The organism is Deltaproteobacteria bacterium HGW-Deltaproteobacteria-4, from assembly GCA_002841765.1.
Classification (GTDB): Bacteria; Desulfobacterota; Desulfuromonadia; order Desulfuromonadales; family UBA2197; genus UBA2197.
Map to the genome: position 1 here is coordinate 238,238 of PHAV01000001.1, position 15,756 is coordinate 253,993.

General features: G+C 54.5%; 17 protein-coding genes and 1 tRNA gene. 15 read left to right on the forward strand and 3 right to left on the reverse strand.

Annotated elements, in window-relative coordinates; genetic code table 11:
- From gmhA to CVU69_01090, 5 genes are all read left to right on the forward strand, one after another.
- On the forward strand, window positions 1-594 hold the full coding sequence (gene gmhA, locus CVU69_01070; protein PKN13792.1) for a phosphoheptose isomerase: 594 nt from the start codon (window positions 1-3) through the stop codon (window positions 592-594).
- Window positions 591-2,072, forward strand: coding sequence for a bifunctional heptose 7-phosphate kinase/heptose 1-phosphate adenyltransferase (locus CVU69_01075; protein PKN13793.1), 1,482 nt, complete (start codon window positions 591-593; stop codon window positions 2,070-2,072). Before gmhA ends, CVU69_01075 begins: the two co-directional genes overlap by 4 nt.
- A gap of 26 nt (window positions 2,073-2,098) precedes the next feature.
- Window positions 2,099-2,647 carry a D-glycero-beta-D-manno-heptose-1,7-bisphosphate 7-phosphatase gene (locus CVU69_01080; protein PKN13861.1) on the forward strand — a complete coding sequence of 183 codons (549 nt, stop codon included), beginning with the start codon at window positions 2,099-2,101 and terminating at the stop codon, window positions 2,645-2,647.
- Window positions 2,648-2,702: 55 nt separating this feature from the next.
- Complete coding sequence (locus tag CVU69_01085) at window positions 2,703-4,151, forward strand: adenosylhomocysteinase (GenBank protein ID PKN13794.1); 1,449 nt, start codon at window positions 2,703-2,705, stop codon at window positions 4,149-4,151.
- A gap of 98 nt (window positions 4,152-4,249) precedes the next feature.
- Window positions 4,250-4,336 (forward strand) — tRNA-Leu (locus tag CVU69_01090).
- A gap of 89 nt (window positions 4,337-4,425) precedes the next feature.
- Here CVU69_01090 and CVU69_01095 read toward each other — a convergent pair.
- The 3 genes from CVU69_01095 to lptF all read right to left on the reverse strand — a co-directional run bounded on the left by CVU69_01095 (window position 4,426) and on the right by lptF (window position 7,180).
- Window positions 4,426-4,656: a hypothetical protein gene (locus CVU69_01095; protein ID PKN13795.1), complete on the reverse strand. Its 231-nt coding sequence runs from the start codon at window positions 4,654-4,656 to the stop codon at window positions 4,426-4,428.
- Between the two features lie 290 nt (window positions 4,657-4,946).
- Window positions 4,947-6,023, reverse strand: a complete 1,077-nt coding sequence (gene lptG, locus CVU69_01100) for an LPS export ABC transporter permease LptG (GenBank protein ID PKN13796.1) — start codon at window positions 6,021-6,023, stop codon at window positions 4,947-4,949.
- Between the two features lie 11 nt (window positions 6,024-6,034).
- Complete coding sequence (gene lptF, locus CVU69_01105; protein PKN13797.1) at window positions 6,035-7,180, reverse strand: LPS export ABC transporter permease LptF; 1,146 nt, start codon at window positions 7,178-7,180, stop codon at window positions 6,035-6,037.
- Window positions 7,181-7,392: 212 nt separating this feature from the next.
- On the opposite strand from lptF, the gene rpsB reads away from it, so the two are divergent.
- The 10 genes from rpsB to tsaB all read left to right on the forward strand — a co-directional run bounded on the left by rpsB (window position 7,393) and on the right by tsaB (window position 15,714).
- Window positions 7,393-8,214 carry a 30S ribosomal protein S2 gene (gene rpsB, locus CVU69_01110; GenBank protein PKN13798.1) on the forward strand — a complete coding sequence of 274 codons (822 nt, stop codon included), beginning with the start codon at window positions 7,393-7,395 and terminating at the stop codon, window positions 8,212-8,214.
- A gap of 142 nt (window positions 8,215-8,356) precedes the next feature.
- Window positions 8,357-9,271 (forward strand): elongation factor Ts, encoded by a 915-nt coding sequence (locus CVU69_01115; GenBank protein ID PKN13799.1) that lies wholly within the window; start codon window positions 8,357-8,359, stop codon window positions 9,269-9,271.
- A 104-nt stretch (window positions 9,272-9,375) separates the two neighbouring features.
- Entirely contained in the window at window positions 9,376-10,101 is a 726-nt protein-coding gene (locus CVU69_01120) for a UMP kinase (protein ID PKN13800.1), read from the forward strand.
- A 3-nt stretch (window positions 10,102-10,104) separates the two neighbouring features.
- Window positions 10,105-10,662: a ribosome recycling factor gene (locus tag CVU69_01125; GenBank protein ID PKN13801.1), complete on the forward strand. Its 558-nt coding sequence runs from the start codon at window positions 10,105-10,107 to the stop codon at window positions 10,660-10,662.
- A gap of 39 nt (window positions 10,663-10,701) precedes the next feature.
- The gene (locus CVU69_01130; GenBank protein ID PKN13802.1) at window positions 10,702-10,866 is read left to right on the forward strand and encodes a 4Fe-4S ferredoxin; all 165 of its coding nucleotides are present in this window, start codon (window positions 10,702-10,704) and stop codon (window positions 10,864-10,866) included.
- Window positions 10,867-11,000: 134 nt separating this feature from the next.
- Window positions 11,001-11,735, forward strand: a complete 735-nt coding sequence (locus CVU69_01135; GenBank protein ID PKN13803.1) for a hypothetical protein — start codon at window positions 11,001-11,003, stop codon at window positions 11,733-11,735.
- A gap of 11 nt (window positions 11,736-11,746) precedes the next feature.
- Window positions 11,747-12,538, forward strand: coding sequence for a phosphatidate cytidylyltransferase (locus tag CVU69_01140; GenBank protein PKN13804.1), 792 nt, complete (start codon window positions 11,747-11,749; stop codon window positions 12,536-12,538).
- On the forward strand, window positions 12,535-13,710 hold the full coding sequence (locus tag CVU69_01145) for a 1-deoxy-D-xylulose-5-phosphate reductoisomerase (GenBank protein ID PKN13805.1): 1,176 nt from the start codon (window positions 12,535-12,537) through the stop codon (window positions 13,708-13,710). The genes CVU69_01140 and CVU69_01145 overlap by 4 nt, the downstream gene beginning before the upstream one ends.
- Complete coding sequence (gene rseP, locus CVU69_01150; protein PKN13806.1) at window positions 13,704-15,020, forward strand: RIP metalloprotease RseP; 1,317 nt, start codon at window positions 13,704-13,706, stop codon at window positions 15,018-15,020. Before CVU69_01145 ends, rseP begins: the two co-directional genes overlap by 7 nt.
- Window positions 14,986-15,714, forward strand: a complete 729-nt coding sequence (gene tsaB / locus CVU69_01155) for a tRNA (adenosine(37)-N6)-threonylcarbamoyltransferase complex dimerization subunit type 1 TsaB (protein ID PKN13807.1) — start codon at window positions 14,986-14,988, stop codon at window positions 15,712-15,714. Before rseP ends, tsaB begins: the two co-directional genes overlap by 35 nt.
- The last annotated feature ends 42 nt before the right edge of the window (window positions 15,715-15,756 follow it).

Here is a 15,756-nt window from a genome sequence, read left to right on the forward strand (position 1 = left end):
ATGTCAATCGATACGCAGATTTCTGCTTACTTTGCCCGCCATGCCCAGGTATTCGCGAGCACTGTCCCTGAACTGACGCCGCAAATTCGTCGTTGTGCGCAGCTCCTGGCGAACTCTTTGGCCGATGGCAGAAAGATCCTGATCGCCGGCAATGGCGGTTCCGCCGCCGACGCGCAGCATTTTGCCGCTGAACTGGTCGGTCGTTTTCTGCTCGAACGTCGCGGTCTGCCGGCGATTGCCTTGACCACCGATAGCTCGATCCTCACCGCCGTAGCCAACGATTACGGTTTTGAACAGATCTTTTCCCGCCAGGTCGAAGCGTTGGCCAATCCCGGAGATGTGGTCATCGGCATCTCTACCAGCGGCAATTCGGCTAATATCCTTGCTGGCCTCGCGGCCGCCAAGCAGTGCGGCTGCACCACCATTGGCCTCCTTGGTCGTGACGGGGGTGCCATTGCTGCGCGCGTCGATCTCCCCCTGATCGTTACTTGCGCTGAAACGCCGCATATTCAGGAGATGCATGTCACTATTATTCACCTTCTCTGCAAACTGATCGAAGAGCAACTCTTTGACCAGCCGGGAGCCACTTCATGAAGATTGACCGGCTGCTGCTCGAACGTTTTCTTCTTCGTCTCCCGAAGCTGCGCACCCTGGTCGTTGGCGATTTAATGCTCGATGAGTATTTGTGGGGAAAGACGGAGCGGATCTCTCCGGAAGCGCCGGTGGCGATTGTCGATGTTTCCCGCGATGATCTGCGTCTTGGCGGTGCCGGCAATGTCATCAACAATCTCGCTACGCTCGGTTGTCAGGTTGCCGTCCTCAGCGTAGTCGGTGATGACAGAGATGGCCATAAACTTGCAGATTGCCTTGCAGCCAAAGGGATTGCCAGTTCCGGCATCATCTTTGAGCCCGGCCGCTTAACCACGCGCAAGACCCGAATCCTTGCCGGCCATCAGCAGGTGCTGCGGATCGACCGGGAGATCCGGGCATCGATCAGCACGGCCAGTGAAGATCAGCTCCTGACCTCTGCCTGTGCTGCTCTTGCTAACTGCGACCTCCTCCTGCTTTCCGATTATCGCAAGGGTGTCCTCACGGATCGGATGACGATGGCCTTGATTGCCATGGCCAATCAGTTACGGGTGCCGGTGGTTGTCGATCCCAAGGGGGAGAGCTATCGCAAATATCGCGGCGCCACCTTGTTGACTCCCAACCGCAAAGAAGCACAACTGGCAACCGGCATTGCGATTACGGATATCACTTCTCTCGAAGCGGCCGGCAAGGCACTTTGTGCCTCTTTGGCCCTCAATGCCCTCCTCATTACCCGCAGCGAAGAAGGGATGAGTATCTTTTATCCCGACGGTCGCCATCTCCCCCTGCCGACGGTGGCGCGGGAAGTCTTCGACGTCTCCGGCGCCGGCGATACCGTCCTTGCCCTGATGGGGGTCGGGCTTGCTGCCGGTCTTGATGTTGCCCAGGCCGCGCAGATCGCCAACCTTGGTGCCGGGATCGTCGTGGCCAAGCTCGGCACCTCGACCGTGACGACGGATGAACTGCTACGCGCGGCAATGAGTCAGGAAGATGAACCGCAGAGCAAGATTCATGATCGCACCATTGTCGCCCGCTTCCTGAGTGCCGAACGGGAACGGGGCAAGAAGATCGTCTTCACCAATGGCTGTTTCGATCTCCTTCATGTCGGCCACGTCAAATATTTGCAGCAGGCGCGGCGCCTTGGAGATCTCCTTGTCCTCGGCCTCAATACCGACGCCTCCATTCGCCGTCTCAAAGGGCCGAAACGCCCGCTCATTGACGAAGAAGAGCGCGCCCATATTCTCGCCGCACTCTCTTGTATCGACTACGTTGTCCTCTTTGACGAAGAGACTCCTTATGAGCTGATCCAGCTCCTCCGTCCCGACATCCTCGTCAAAGGGGGGGATTACACTGTTGAAGGAGTGGTTGGCCGTGATCTTGTCGAAGGGTGGGGGGGACGAGTTGAGCTGATAAACTTTGTCGACGGTAAATCAACGACCTCGACTATCGAAAAGATCCTCGAAGCTTACCGGGATACAGCTTGAGCGGGCAGGGGAATTTGCCTGCGGGGATCACCCTTAACCGTGCCATTTTCCTTGATCGAGACGGTACGATCAATGTTGAAAAGGACTATCTTATTGCTCCGGCGGATCTTGTGCTTCTCCCCGGAGTCGGGGAGGCCCTGCGTCGCGGTCAAGAAGCCGGCTTTCTCCTCATCGTTGTCACGAATCAGTCAGGAGTAGCGCGCGGTTACTTTTCCGCCAGCGCTGTTGAGGAGCTGCACGATCATCTGCAAAGGGAGTTGTTTTCTTTCGGCGTGCGCATCGATGCCTTCTACCTTTGTCCGCACCATCCGGAACATGGCGACGGTCCCTGTAACTGTCGTAAGGGGGAGCCGGGGATGTTGTTGCAGGCGGCGCAAGAACATCACATCGATCTCGCTGCCTCCTGGATGATCGGCGACAAAAGTTCCGATGTCGAGGCCGGGCTCAATGCCGGCTGCCGTTCGATCCTGGTGCGCACCGGTTATGGGGTGCAGGAAGGGCAGGGGCTGCCGCCGTCTGCCTTGGTTGTCGATTCGCTAACTGAGGCAATCGAGCTGATAATTGCAAAAAAATAATCGATTCCGTCGATAATGCTGGTGCATCGATCCTCTTCCTGAAAGGTAAATAAGCATGTTCGCATTTAAAGTTAAAGATCTCGTCCTTGCCAAACTCGGCCGTAAAGAGATGGATCTCGCCGAAGTGGAAATGCCGGGGTTAATGGCCCTGCGGGCTGAATTCGGCGCGACTCAACCCCTAAAGGGGGCAAGGATTACCGGTTCCCTGCATATGACCATTCAGACGGCGGTGCTTATCGAAACCCTCGTTACCCTCGGCGCCGAAGTGCGCTGGGCATCGTGCAATATCTTCTCGACCCAGGATCAGGCGGCAGCGGCGATAGTTGTCGGCAAGAACGGCACCCCGGAGAATCCACAGGGGATTCCGGTCTTTGCCTGGAAGGGCGAGACCCTCAACGAGTACTGGTGGTGCACCGAGCAGGCGCTGGCCTGGCCAGACGAAAAACTGCCGAATATGATCCTCGATGATGGCGGCGATGCAACGATGATGGTCCTCAAGGGCGCGGAATGGCAGGAAAAGGGCGTGCCTGCCCTTTGTGCTGACGATCCTGAAGACTGGATGGAGTTCGTCAACTGTCTGCAAACATCGATTGCTGCCAAACGTCTTGACTGGGTGGCGATGCGTAACAGCATCAAAGGGGTGACGGAAGAGACAACGACCGGCGTCCACCGTCTCTATCAGTTGCAGGAGGAAGGAAAGCTCCCCTTCCCGGCGATGAATGTCAACGATTCGGTGACCAAGAGCAAGTTCGACAATGTCTACGGCTGCCGCCATTCGCTGGTTGACGGCATCATGCGCGCCACCGATGTCATGCTCTCCGGCAAGGTCGTGGTTGTCTGCGGCTACGGCGATGTCGGCAAAGGCTGCGCGCAGTCGCTGCGCGGCCAGGGAGCCCGAGTTATTGTGACCGAGATCGATCCGATCTGCGCGCTGCAGGCAGCCATGGAAGGATACCAGGTGAGTACCCTTGAAGAGGTCGTTGCCACCGCCGATCTCTTTGTCACCGCTACTGGCAACTTTAACGTCATTACCGCCGAGCACATGTCGCAGATGAAGAACAGTGCTATCGTCGGCAACATCGGCCACTTTGATAACGAGATCGATATGGCAGCGCTCGCCAAAGTGCCGGGAATCCAGAAGATCAACGTCAAAAATCCCCGGGAACATGGCAACCAGGTCGATCAGTGGCTCTTCCCCGATGGCCACGCCATCATCGTTCTCGCCGAAGGGCGCCTGCTCAATCTCGGCTGCGCCACTGGTCATCCCTCCTTTGTCATGTCGAACAGCTTCAGCAACCAGGTCATCGCCCAGATCGAGATCTTCTGTCACCCGGAACGCTATAAAAATGAAGTTTATGTCTTGCCCAAACAACTCGACGAGAAGGTCGCCCGCCTCCATCTCGGTAAACTTGGCGTGCGTCTGACCACCCTGACCCAGAAGCAGGCGGATTATCTCGGTCTGCCGGTAGCAGGGCCATACAAGAGCGATCGTTACCGTTATTAGGATTAAGCTTCCTTGTCTTTGATCTTGACCTGCGCTGCGGAATGGATTATATTCCGCCCGCATTCATCGTCAGTGGCGATTACTGTGAAACGTTTTCAGGGGGTGTGGTGAAATAGGTAGACGCACTGGACTCAAAATCCAGCGGGCGCAAGCCCATGTCGGTTCGATTCCGACCACCCCCACCATTCATTTTTTTAAAGTCAGAATCAGCCCAGTCTCTTTGTGTGGCCCCAAGCCGGGACACAGGAAAAGGAACCGGGCTGTTTTTTTGTACTCATGCAAGAACGTTATTCTCCTCCCGCAGTTTTGGGTTCACCAAGACTTTCAACAGTACACTTGTCTGGAAATCAACCGCTCCCACTTTACCCCCAAGGGTTTTTGACCGCGCATTTCCGTCATCGATGCAAGGGTTTTTTCGATTTAAGATGTTTTTTTTGATGCCATTGTAGAGCTTTTTTGCCAACAAAATGGAGGGTTTTTCAACAGCCATTTTGAAAAGATTCAACTTTAGTGCGAAAACAGGGGCTTATCCCTTATATGCAGTTTTATATATGAGCTTTCGAGGTAAAAGACTTAAAAAACAGCTAGTTGTCTTTTGCATAATTATTAGGCAAAATCCTAGTACCCCCCATTTTCTTGACCTTTTTAGCTGTAGGGATGGGGTTTTCCTCAAGGTTATCCACAGGGGGTGTTGACATGCCGTGAACATATTTTGGCAGAGCGCTTAAGTCATTATAAACACGAATTAATGACTGACTTTTGCTGGATGTTGCTCACTATCGTGTCGTGCAATTTTTAGCGTTTGGTAACAAGCAGGGTGATGCCAAGAAGACCGAAGAGGACGTTGGGAGACCATACGGCAAGGAGGATGGGAACGGTGCCGGAGTAGCCGAGAGCGAGCATCATCCCTTGAAAAAGGTGGTAGGAGATACCGATAAAGATGCTGATGGCAATGCCGACGGCAAGGCTGGAGCCGCGACCGCGCTGCAAGGCAAAAGGGATGCCGAGAAAGGCCATGATCAGACTGGCAAAGGGCGTCGCTAAACGACCATGCAGGTCGACACGGTAACGGGTTGAGTCGTAGCCTTCCTTCTTGACCCTTTGTGCCATATAAGCGAGGTCGGAGATGGTCATTTCGTCGTTGCGTTCGCTGATGGCACTGAAGTCTATGGGGCTTTTTGTTAAGGGCAGGGCGCTGGCCGCACTCTTGACGACATCGACGACTTCACCACTCGTTGCCGAAAAACGGGTGGTGGTGACCTTTTCACCAAGCCAGGTACCGGCGCTGTAGGTCGCCCGTTCTGCATCGATGCGGGTGGAAGGCCTGCCGTTTGGGTAAAGTTCCTGAATGCTGATCCCTTGCAAAAGATTCTGGGCAGGGATAACCATGCGAATATTGACGAGAGCCTGGCCGTCTTTAAGCCACACTTTGTCACGAGTAATGGTCAGTTGCTGCTGCTTTTCGAGATCGAAGCGATAGACGCGATTTGCTTCTCTGCTGGTGATGGGGACGAGCCATTCATTGGCGGCTAAAACGGTGAGAGAGATGATCAGTCCCATCACTAACAGCGGCAGGGTGATGCGGGGCAAGCTCATGCCGCCGGTCCGCATGGCGGTCAATTCGTTGCTGTGGGAGAGAGTGCCGATAGTCATGAAGACCCCCATCAGTACGGCAAGGGGAACGACCTGAGTGACTATCATGGGGATTTTGCCGAGGAAGTAGATGAGGTATTGCGCAAGGACGGCATTCTTGCGGGCAAGGTTATCGACTTTTTCGAAAAATTCAATAAGCAGATAGAGACCGGCAAAGGAACCGAGAGAGAGGAAGAAGAAACGATAAAAGAATGCCAGGGTATATCGGGTTAATAGCATGTAAATACCCTTTAATCCTTCTTTTTGAAGTAGGTGCTCAAGCTGAAGTGGATTTCTCGCTCATTGGCGGCCGCTCTGAGGAGAAAGACGCCGGCAATGGTGAAGATGACAACGGGCAGCCACAGAAAGAGAGCCGATAGACCGACATCAATGACCAGGGTTTTGGCCAGGGTGAAGAGGATATAAAAGAGGAGGAAGATAAAGAGGGAGAGCGCAAAGTTGGCGCCGCGCCCGGAACGCTGCGAGCGGATGCCGAGGGGGACACCGATGAGGATAAAGATCAGTGGCGTCGAGGCCATGACAAAGCGTCTTTGCAGTCCGGCTGCGAGAACCCGGGCTTCTTTGGGGTCTTGCGGGTTTTGGCGGGCGCTGAGGAGGTCGGGGAGACTGAGTTCACTCTCCTTGCGGTTGAGCACCTGCCCCTTGTCGTCGCCATGATTGAGGTTGACCCGTAAGCCATAAGTGTCGAACTGAATAATTTGATATGCTTCGTTATTGCCGTCGAGGCGATGAATCGCCCCATCTTTAAGGCGCAGATTCAGGGACTGGTCGTCTTGATCGATTTGAACTCCACCGGTACTGGCAAAGATTGTGGCAGGGAGGGTGCCAGGCCTTTCGTCGGCAATAAAAATATTACTCATCTGGCCGTTTTTATCGTCGACATCGGCGGCGTAGAGGACCAAACCGCTAAACTCATCATTGAAAGTCATCGGCTGAATGCCGATGGTGGCAATGCTGCTGGCAATGGCAAAGGCCTGGCGGCGAAAGGCGGCGTTGGCGGCCGGTTCGATATAAAGGGTGAGGGCGGCCGTTAGCAGGCTGGCAAGAAGGGCAAGGGCGAGAACCGGCCGCATCAACAGGGAGAGATGGATGCCGCTGGCTTTCATGGCGACGAGTTCACTCTCGGCCGAGAGGCGCCCGAAGGCAAGGAGGACGCCGATGAGCAGGGCTACCGGGATGGTGAGGACCAGAAATGCCGGTAAAAGATTGGCAAGGAGGCGGAGGATCTGTCCAACGGGCACACCCTTGTCAATGACCATCTCCATGAGCTTCTGGCTGCGCCCCATCATCAGGACAAAGGTGAAGATCACCAGGGCCATGAACATCGGCGCGGCAATTTCGCGGAGGAGATAACGTTGGATACGAAAGGCAATCATAAGCGCGCATAGTAATATAGGCGGAGGCTGTTGTAAACCAGAATGAGAGCTTTTTTCTCTTGCGCTCAGCAGGTCTGCGTGCTATAGAAATGCGCTGTAAAAATTCACACGCCTGTTCAGCCTGTCCGCTTGGTGTTCTGCTTTTGGTGCGGAATTGCGGCAATTAAGGCCCAGGCGGAGGCCCTTAACCGAACAACAGGAGAAGAGAAACAATGTCCCAGATTACCATGAAGCAACTTCTTGAAGCCGGCGTTCATTTCGGTCACCAGACCAAGCGCTGGAACCCGAAAATGAAGCCGTATATCTTCGGCGCACGTAACGGTATCTACATTATCGATCTGCAGAAGACCGTCCGCCACTTCAAGGTGGCTTACAATTTTATCCGCGACGCGGTCAGTCGTGGCGAAAAGATCCTCTTTGTCGGCACCAAGAAGCAGGCGCAGGATGCTATTGCCGAAGAAGCGTTGCGCGCGGGTCAGTACTACGTCAATAATCGCTGGCTGGGTGGCATGCTCACCAATTTCCAGACGATCAAGGGGAGTATCGATCGCCTCAAAAAAATCGAATTGATGTCACAGGACGGTACCTACCAGCTTTTGACCAAGAAGGAAGGTCTGGAACTGGAGCGCGAGCGTGAAAAGCTCGAAAAGACTCTAGGCGGCATCAAAGGGATGAATAAAATCCCGAGCGTGATCTTTGTCATCGATCCTAAGAAAGAGACGATCGCCATCAAGGAAGCCCGCAAACTGGGAATGACGGTTGTTGCCGTTGTCGATACCAACTGCGACCCGGACGAAATTGATTACATTATCCCCGGCAACGACGACGCCATCCGCGCCATCCGCCTTTTCACTTCGAAGATGGCTGAAGCCTGTGCTGACGGCGTCCTGCTGCGTGAGAACTCCCTGCGTTCCGGCGACGAAGTCGGCGCTCCCCTCGATGAAGCTCTGGCGGCTGAAGTTGTTGTGATCCCAGAGGTCGTTGAGGAGGTTGTTAAAGTCGCTGTGGCCACAGAAGCGCCTGTTGCTGAGTAATTTTTAGTAACATTCTGCGACTTTTTGAGTCGTATGGATATCAATGGCGGCCGCTCCTGTAACGGCCGCCATTTTTCCGATTTATCAATCGTAACAATTCCCGGAAGATGGCGTTGCTCTGTCTTCATTTCAGGAGGTTCACGTGGCAGATATTACAGCAGGTATGGTTTCCGAACTCCGGACCAAAACAGGCGCAGGGATGATGGATTGCAAAAAAGCCCTGACTGAAGCAAACGGCGACATGGAAGCCGCGATCGATATTCTTCGTAAAAAGGGCCTTTCTGCCGCAGCCAAGAAGGCCGGCCGCATCGCCGCCGAAGGGATGATCGTTGCCGCTGGCGAAGGAAACTGTTGTGCGCTGGTCGAGGTCAACTCCGAGACTGACTTTGTTGCCAAGAACGTCGATTTTCAGAATTTTGCCAAGACTGTTGCGGAAACGGTTCTCACCGTGGCGCCAGCCGATGTTGAAGCATTGAAAAATGTTCCTCTCCCGACTTTGGGACGCACCGTTGGCGAAGAGTTGACTCTGCAGATTGCAACGATCGGCGAGAATCTCGCGATTCGCCGCTTCGAGCGTTTTTCGGTTGCTGAAGGGATCGTTGCTTCCTATATCCACGCCGGTGGCAAAATCGGCGTCCTCGTGCAACTGAGTAGCAGCAAAGGGGATGATCCCCGCGTTGCCGCAGTTGCTCGCCAGATTGCCATGCATGTTGCCGCAGCCAGTCCGCAGTATCTGATGCGTTCCGAGGTTCCGGCCGCTGTTGTTGACCGCGAAAAGGATATTGCCAGCTCAAAAGCTCTGGAAAGCGGCAAGCCGGCCAATATCATCGACAAGATTGTCGACGGGCAGATCAACAAGTTCTACGGTGAAGTCTGTCTTCTTGAGCAGGCTTATGTCATCGACCCGGATCAGAAGATTTCCAAGGTTGTTGAGTCCCTCGGCAAAGAGATCGGGGCCGAGGTGACGCTTTCAGCGTTTGCCCGTTATCAGTTGGGTGAAGGCATAGAAAAGAAGCAGGATGATTTTGCCGCGGAAGTTGCGGCAATGAGTAAATAAGCAAGCCATGCAGGCAACGGTGGGTTCATTTATTTGTCCCCACCGTTGCTTTTTGCGGCTTGGCAGGAACTCTCGGCTTAAAAACGACGAAGGGCAGGAATAAGATGAGCAGTGCGACTCCTAAATACCGGCGGATCCTTCTGAAGCTAAGTGGCGAAGCATTGGCAGGGAATCAGGGTTACGGCATCGATCCCCTTGTCATCTCAGCGATAGCCGCCGAGATAAAAGGCGTAGTCGCTCTCGGAGTGGAAGTTGCCGTGGTGATCGGTGGCGGGAATATCTTTCGTGGCGTTGCCGGTGCCACCAAGGGGATGGACCGTGCCAGCGCCGATTATATGGGGATGCTGGCGACGGTTATGAACAGCCTTGCCATGCAGGATGCTTTGGAAAAGATCGGGGTAACGACGCGGGTTTTATCGGCGATCGATATGCAGGCTGTGGCAGAACCGTATATCCGGCGTCGCGCCATGCGCCACCTTGAGAAGGGACGGGTTGTCATCTTTGGTGCCGGGACGGGAAATCCTTACTTTACCACTGATACTGCGGCGAGCCTGCGGGCGATGGAGATCAATGCCGAAGTCATCCTTAAAGCGACCAAGGTCGATGGCATCTACAGTGCCGATCCCCATAAAGACAAGGATGCTGTCAAGTACCAATCGTTGACCTATATCGAGGTGCTGCAGCGTGGTCTCCAAGTCATGGATGCGACAGCAACATCCCTCTGTATGGATAATAACCTGCCGATTATCGTCTTTGATCTGACCTGCCCGGGGAACATAGAGCGGGTGGTCACCGGCGAAGCAATCGGGACTATCGTCAAGGGAGTATAAACGATGAACCAGGACGTTATCGACAAGGTAAAGGCATCGATGGAGAAATCGATCGATTCACTGCGCAAGGATTTTACCCGGGTGCGGACCGGTCGGGCTTCGATCACCCTGCTTGACGAGATCCGCGTCGATTATTACGGTACACCGACTCCGTTGAGTGCGGTGGCGAGTATGACGGTTCCGGAGCCGCGCATGATTGTCATTCAGCCTTGGGAAAAGAAACTTCTGCCCGATATCGAGAAGGCTATCCTCAAGTCGGATCTTGGACTCAATCCTAATTCCGATGGCTCCGCCATCCGTTTGATCTTTCCTGCCTTGACCGAAGACCGGCGTAAGGAGATGGTAAAGACGGTTAAAAAGCTTGGTGAGGAGGCGAAAGTTGCGATTCGCAATTTACGTCGCGATGCCAACGATACCTTGAAAAAAATGGAGAAGGACAAGTTGATTACCGAAGATCAACTGAAGCGTGCGGAAAAGGATGTGCAGGACGCCACCGATGCATTTGTGAAGAAAGTTGATGAGGTTGTAGTTGTTAAGGACAAGGAAATCATGGAGATTTAATAATCTTCATTTTATTAATCCCGTAGTAAGGAGAGCAAGATGGCTCTGAAGATTACAGAAAATTGTATTGCCTGTGGTACCTGTGTCGATACCTGCCCGGTCAGCGCCATTGCCGCAGTTGGCGACAAGTATGCGATTAGTGCTGACTGCACCGAATGTCGCGCTTGTGTCGACTGTTGCCCGGTCAGTGCGATTGTTGACTGATTCTTGTTTTTTTCTCCTGTTACCGGGTGCGGTTCGCTGCACCCGGTAAAATCTTTCCCCTCGTCTCTTCCACTTGCCGTCCATTCTCAACCCGTGTTAGTTTGTCATTCCATTTCTGGCACGAAAGACCTGCTATGACAACCCGGCCCCGACATATTGCAATTATCATGGATGGAAACGGCCGCTGGGCTGAACAGCGCCATCTCCCCCGGATTTTGGGTCATCGCCGCGGAGTGGAGACGGTGCGCAAGATTGTTACAGCCGCCCGGGAAGAGCAGATTCCCTTCCTCACTCTTTATGCTTTCAGTTCCGAGAACTGGCAGCGTCCGGATGAGGAGGTCGGCGCCCTCATGGGGCTGTTAGGACACTACCTGTCGAGTGAACTCAAGGCGATGCAACAACAGGATATCCGTCTGCAAGTGATCGGCGATACCTCGCGTTTACCGGCTAATGTTCGTGTTATTCTACAGGAAGCAGTAGCAAAGACCGCTGATAATCGCGCTATGACCCTGGTTCTGGCTCTTTCCTACGGGGGACGTGCTGAGTTGGTCCAGGCGGCGCGCCAACTCGCAGTCAAGGCTCTCGCTGGAGAGATCGTAGCGGAGGCGATCAGCGATGAAGATTTTTCCGCCTGTCTGGAGACCAGCGGCATCCCCGATCCGGATTTGTTGATCCGGACCAGCGGCGAGATGCGCATCAGTAATTTTCTCTTGTGGCAGATCGCTTATGCAGAGCTATATTTTTGTGAAACCTATTGGCCGGACTTTGATGCTGCACAATTGCAGTTGGCCTTGACCGAATATGCCCGTCGGCAGCGTCGTTTCGGTCTCACCGGTGAACAGTTGCGCCATGAAAATCCGGACAGCTAAGGAGTTTAATTATTAAACAGCGCATTATTACCGGGGTTATCCTTCTTCCCCTGCTGCTTCTGCTGGTGTGGCGTGCCACACCAGCCTTCTTCTGTGCAGCTGTCACGATTGTTGTCTTTATCGCCCTCGATGAACTTTATCGTATTGCGCTCCCGTCCGACCGGCGCTTCGAGCGCACCCTTGCAGCGCTTCTTGGTGCTGGACTGGTCCCCAGTCTTTACCTGCAAAACGGCTTGCCGACCGGGGCATTTGTTGCCGCTACACTCGTCGTTGCCACGCTTTTCCTTTTTCATTACCGTACAATCGAGACGGTTGCCCGTGATTGCGCCACGGTTCTCTTCGGCTTTCTTTATCTCCCCCTCCTTCTCGGCCATCTCGTTCTGTTGCGCACCCTTCCGCAGGGAAGGGAATGGATTTTTACGATCTTTTTGATCGTGATGTTGAGCGATACTGCCGCCTATTTTGTCGGTTCAGCCATCGGTAAACACCGTCTTTACCCGGCGATCAGCCCGAAGAAGAGTGTCGAGGGGGCGATCGGTGGTTTGATCGGTGGGATTGCCGGCGCTCTCTTAGCAAAATTTTTCTGGTTTCCGGCGCTCTCCTGGCTGCTGGTCGGTGGAATCGGTTTCGTCCTCGGCCCGTGTGGACAGATTGGCGACCTCTTTGAATCGATGCTCAAGCGCAGTTACGGGGTGAAGGATTCCGGCCGGATCATTCCCGGTCATGGCGGACTCCTAGATCGCCTCGACTCGTTGATCTTTGCTTTCCCCCCCGCCTACTATCTGGTTTTGTGGCTGCAATGAAGCGTCTTTCGCTGCTAGGATCGACCGGATCGATCGGTGTCAGTTGCCTGGAAGTTGTCGCTGATTTTCCCGAGCGTTTTGAAATTGTGGCTCTGACCGGCGCCAATAATCTCAACCTCCTTGCTGCCCAGATTCATCGCTTTCGACCCCAGGTTGCTGCCGTTCTCCATGAGGCGGATGCAGTGACCCTGCGGGAGATGGTCAAGGGCAGTAGCACCGAAATTCTTTCCGGGATCGAAGGGTTGATAATTTGTGCGGCTCATGCCGATACGCAGATGACCCTTTCGGCGATTGTCGGTGCCGCTGGTCTCGTCCCGACTTTAGCTGCCATCGAAGCGGGCAAGGATGTCGCTTTGGCCAACAAGGAGACGCTGGTGACGGCCGGAGCGCTGGTCATGGAAGCGGTTGCCCGCAAAGGGGTGCGTCTGTACCCGGTCGACAGTGAACATTCCGCCCTCTTTCAATCCCTTGAAGGGCATCGCAGTCGGGATGTCCGGCGGCTTATTCTCACGGCTTCCGGTGGTCCTTTCCGCACCTGGTCATTAGCGCAGATGCAGAGTGTTACCCCGGCACATGCTCTGGCGCATCCCAATTGGAGTATGGGGAGGAAGATCTCCATAGACTCGGCAACAATGATGAACAAGGGGCTGGAAGTTATCGAGGCGCATTGGCTCTTTGCCGTGCCGGTCGATCGCATTAATGTCCAGATTCACCCCCAGAGTATCGTTCACTCTATGGTGGAATATTGTGATGGTGCGGTGATTGCTCAACTTGGGGTTCCGGACATGAAGACACCGATTGCCTACGCTCTTTCCTACCCTGAGCGGATTCCTCTCAAACTCCCCCCCCTCGATCTCTGCTCGATCGGTTCCCTCACCTTTGAAGAGCCTGATCTGCAGCGCTTTCCCTGTCTGAAGCTCGCTTACGCAGCCATTACGGCCGGCGGTGTTGCTCCGGCAGTCCTGAATGCTGCCAATGAAATTGCTGTCGAAGCATTCCTTGCCGGGAAAATCTCCTTTCTGGCGATTGCGGAGATTATCGAAGCGGTCCTGGATCGTCATGATCCGCAGGTCCCTGTTTATCTGGACGATATATTACACGCAGACCGTTTTGCGCGGGCTGAAACGCGGCGCCTGATTTCTGCCGGTTGGACCGGAGGTAAAATATGCTGACAATCCTTGCGGGGATAGCCATTCTCGGCTTTCTCGTCTTTGTTCATGAACTTGGTCATTTTACCGTTGCCAAGCTTGCCGGCGTTAAAGTCCTGAAGTTCTCCATTGGATTCGGTCCCCGTCTCCTTTCGCGGCAGTGGGGGGAGACCGAGTATATGATCTGCGTCATCCCCCTCGGCGGCTATGTCCTCATGCTTGGTGAGGGCGGGACGATCGAAGGGGATGGTGAGGTCGAGACTCCAGAAGATGCATCCCGTTCCTTTGCCGCCAAGCCGGTCGGCATCCGTTCGCTGATTATCGCTGCCGGACCGCTGACCAATCTTGTCCTCCCTTTTCTTATCCTTCCTTTAGCATTTATGCTCGGCGTCAGTGTCCCGGCTTATATTGAGCAGCCGGCGACCACTGGTTATGTCGTCGCCGGTTCCCCGGCGGCCGCCGCCGGATTTCAGGCGAATGATCGTATCGTTGCCATTAATAATTCGCCGGTAACAACTTGGGAGAGTGTTAATAATATCCTCCTATCCCATGCCGGAACCACACTTGAGATTGAGGTCCAACGGGCGCAGGAGCAATTGGTGCTGTCGCTGTCCGATGGGGGGATCGACGGATTGATGGCGGTCGGTCTCCTGCCGCCGCAAGAAGCGGTGGTCGGAACTCTGGCTGCAGGAATGCCCGCAGATGCGGCCGGCCTCAAGGTCGGTGACCGCATCCTTGCCATCGATGGCCAGAGCGTCAAATCGTGGTACGATCTCAAAGATTTGATCCGGACGGGAGCGGGGAGCGGGCAGAGTTTTAAGGTGCAACGTGCGGACGGAACCTTGACCACGCTGACGATGACCGCACAGGCGAAGGATGGCGAATACATCATCGGCATCTCCCCGCAGATGAAAACGATCGAAAAACGCTACGCCCCTTTAGCCGCAATCGGCGCCGGCTGGAATCGCGCCAACGAATTGATTGAACTCACTTATCTCTTTATCGGTAAACTCTTTACCGGCCATGTCTCCAGCGATAATATCGGCGGTCCGATCTCGGTGGTGCAGATCGCCGGCCAGGCGGCACAGACCGATGTTGCCAGTATCTTCCTTATTCTCGCTTTTCTCAGTATTCAACTGGGGATTCTCAACCTTTTGCCGATCCCGATTCTTGATGGCGGTCATCTCTTCTTTAATCTCATCGAAGTTATCATCCGCCGGCCGCTCTCTCTGAGGATCCGCGAGATTGCACAGCAGGTCGGACTGGCCCTCCTCCTCCTGTTGATGCTTTTAGCATTTTATAACGATATCACCCGTCTGGTCATGGGAGGGTAGGGTGACAAGTGAATTGCTGTTGATCCTCGATACCTCGACGACGGCCGGCAGTGTGGCGCTGTGTCGCGGCGAGCACCTGCTGGCAGAGATCGTTGTCGATTCTCTCGCCAATCACAGTGATCAGTTGTTGCTGCATGTGCAGCAGCTTCTCACGGAACAGCAGTGCACCCTTGCCGAAGTTGCAGCCTTTGCGGTGATAGATGGACCCGGTTCCTTTACTGGCTTGCGCGTCGGCGTCACCGCTGCCAAGGGGCTGGCTCGGGCCTGTCATCGCCCCCTTTTCGGGATCTCGTCCCTGCACCTTTTAGCCTCGGCCCTCCCTTATGTGACCTTGCCGGTCTGCGCTTTTCTCGACGCCCGTAAAAAGGAGATCTATGCTGCTACCTTTTCAACGGCGACTGGTTCTCCCTGTCTCCTTGATGGACCTTGTGTCCTCCCTCCGCAGCAATTTCTCGCGGCGATGCCGGTTCCTGCCCTCTTTGTTGGCAGTGGCGCCGTTCTTTATCGTGATCTGATCGTTGAGCGCTTTGGTCCCCTCGCGATCTTTGCTCCCGGGCCGCTCCATACCCCCCGGGCCTCTTCAACCGCACCTCTGGTTCTGCAGAGATTTCAGTCCGGGGAGAGCGGGGATCCCGGGCTTTTGCTTCCCCGCTATATCCGCCCCTCTGATGCGGAAATTGCTCAACAAAAATGACATGGGCAAAGCCCTGATTGGCTGTTGACAGGATGAAATCCT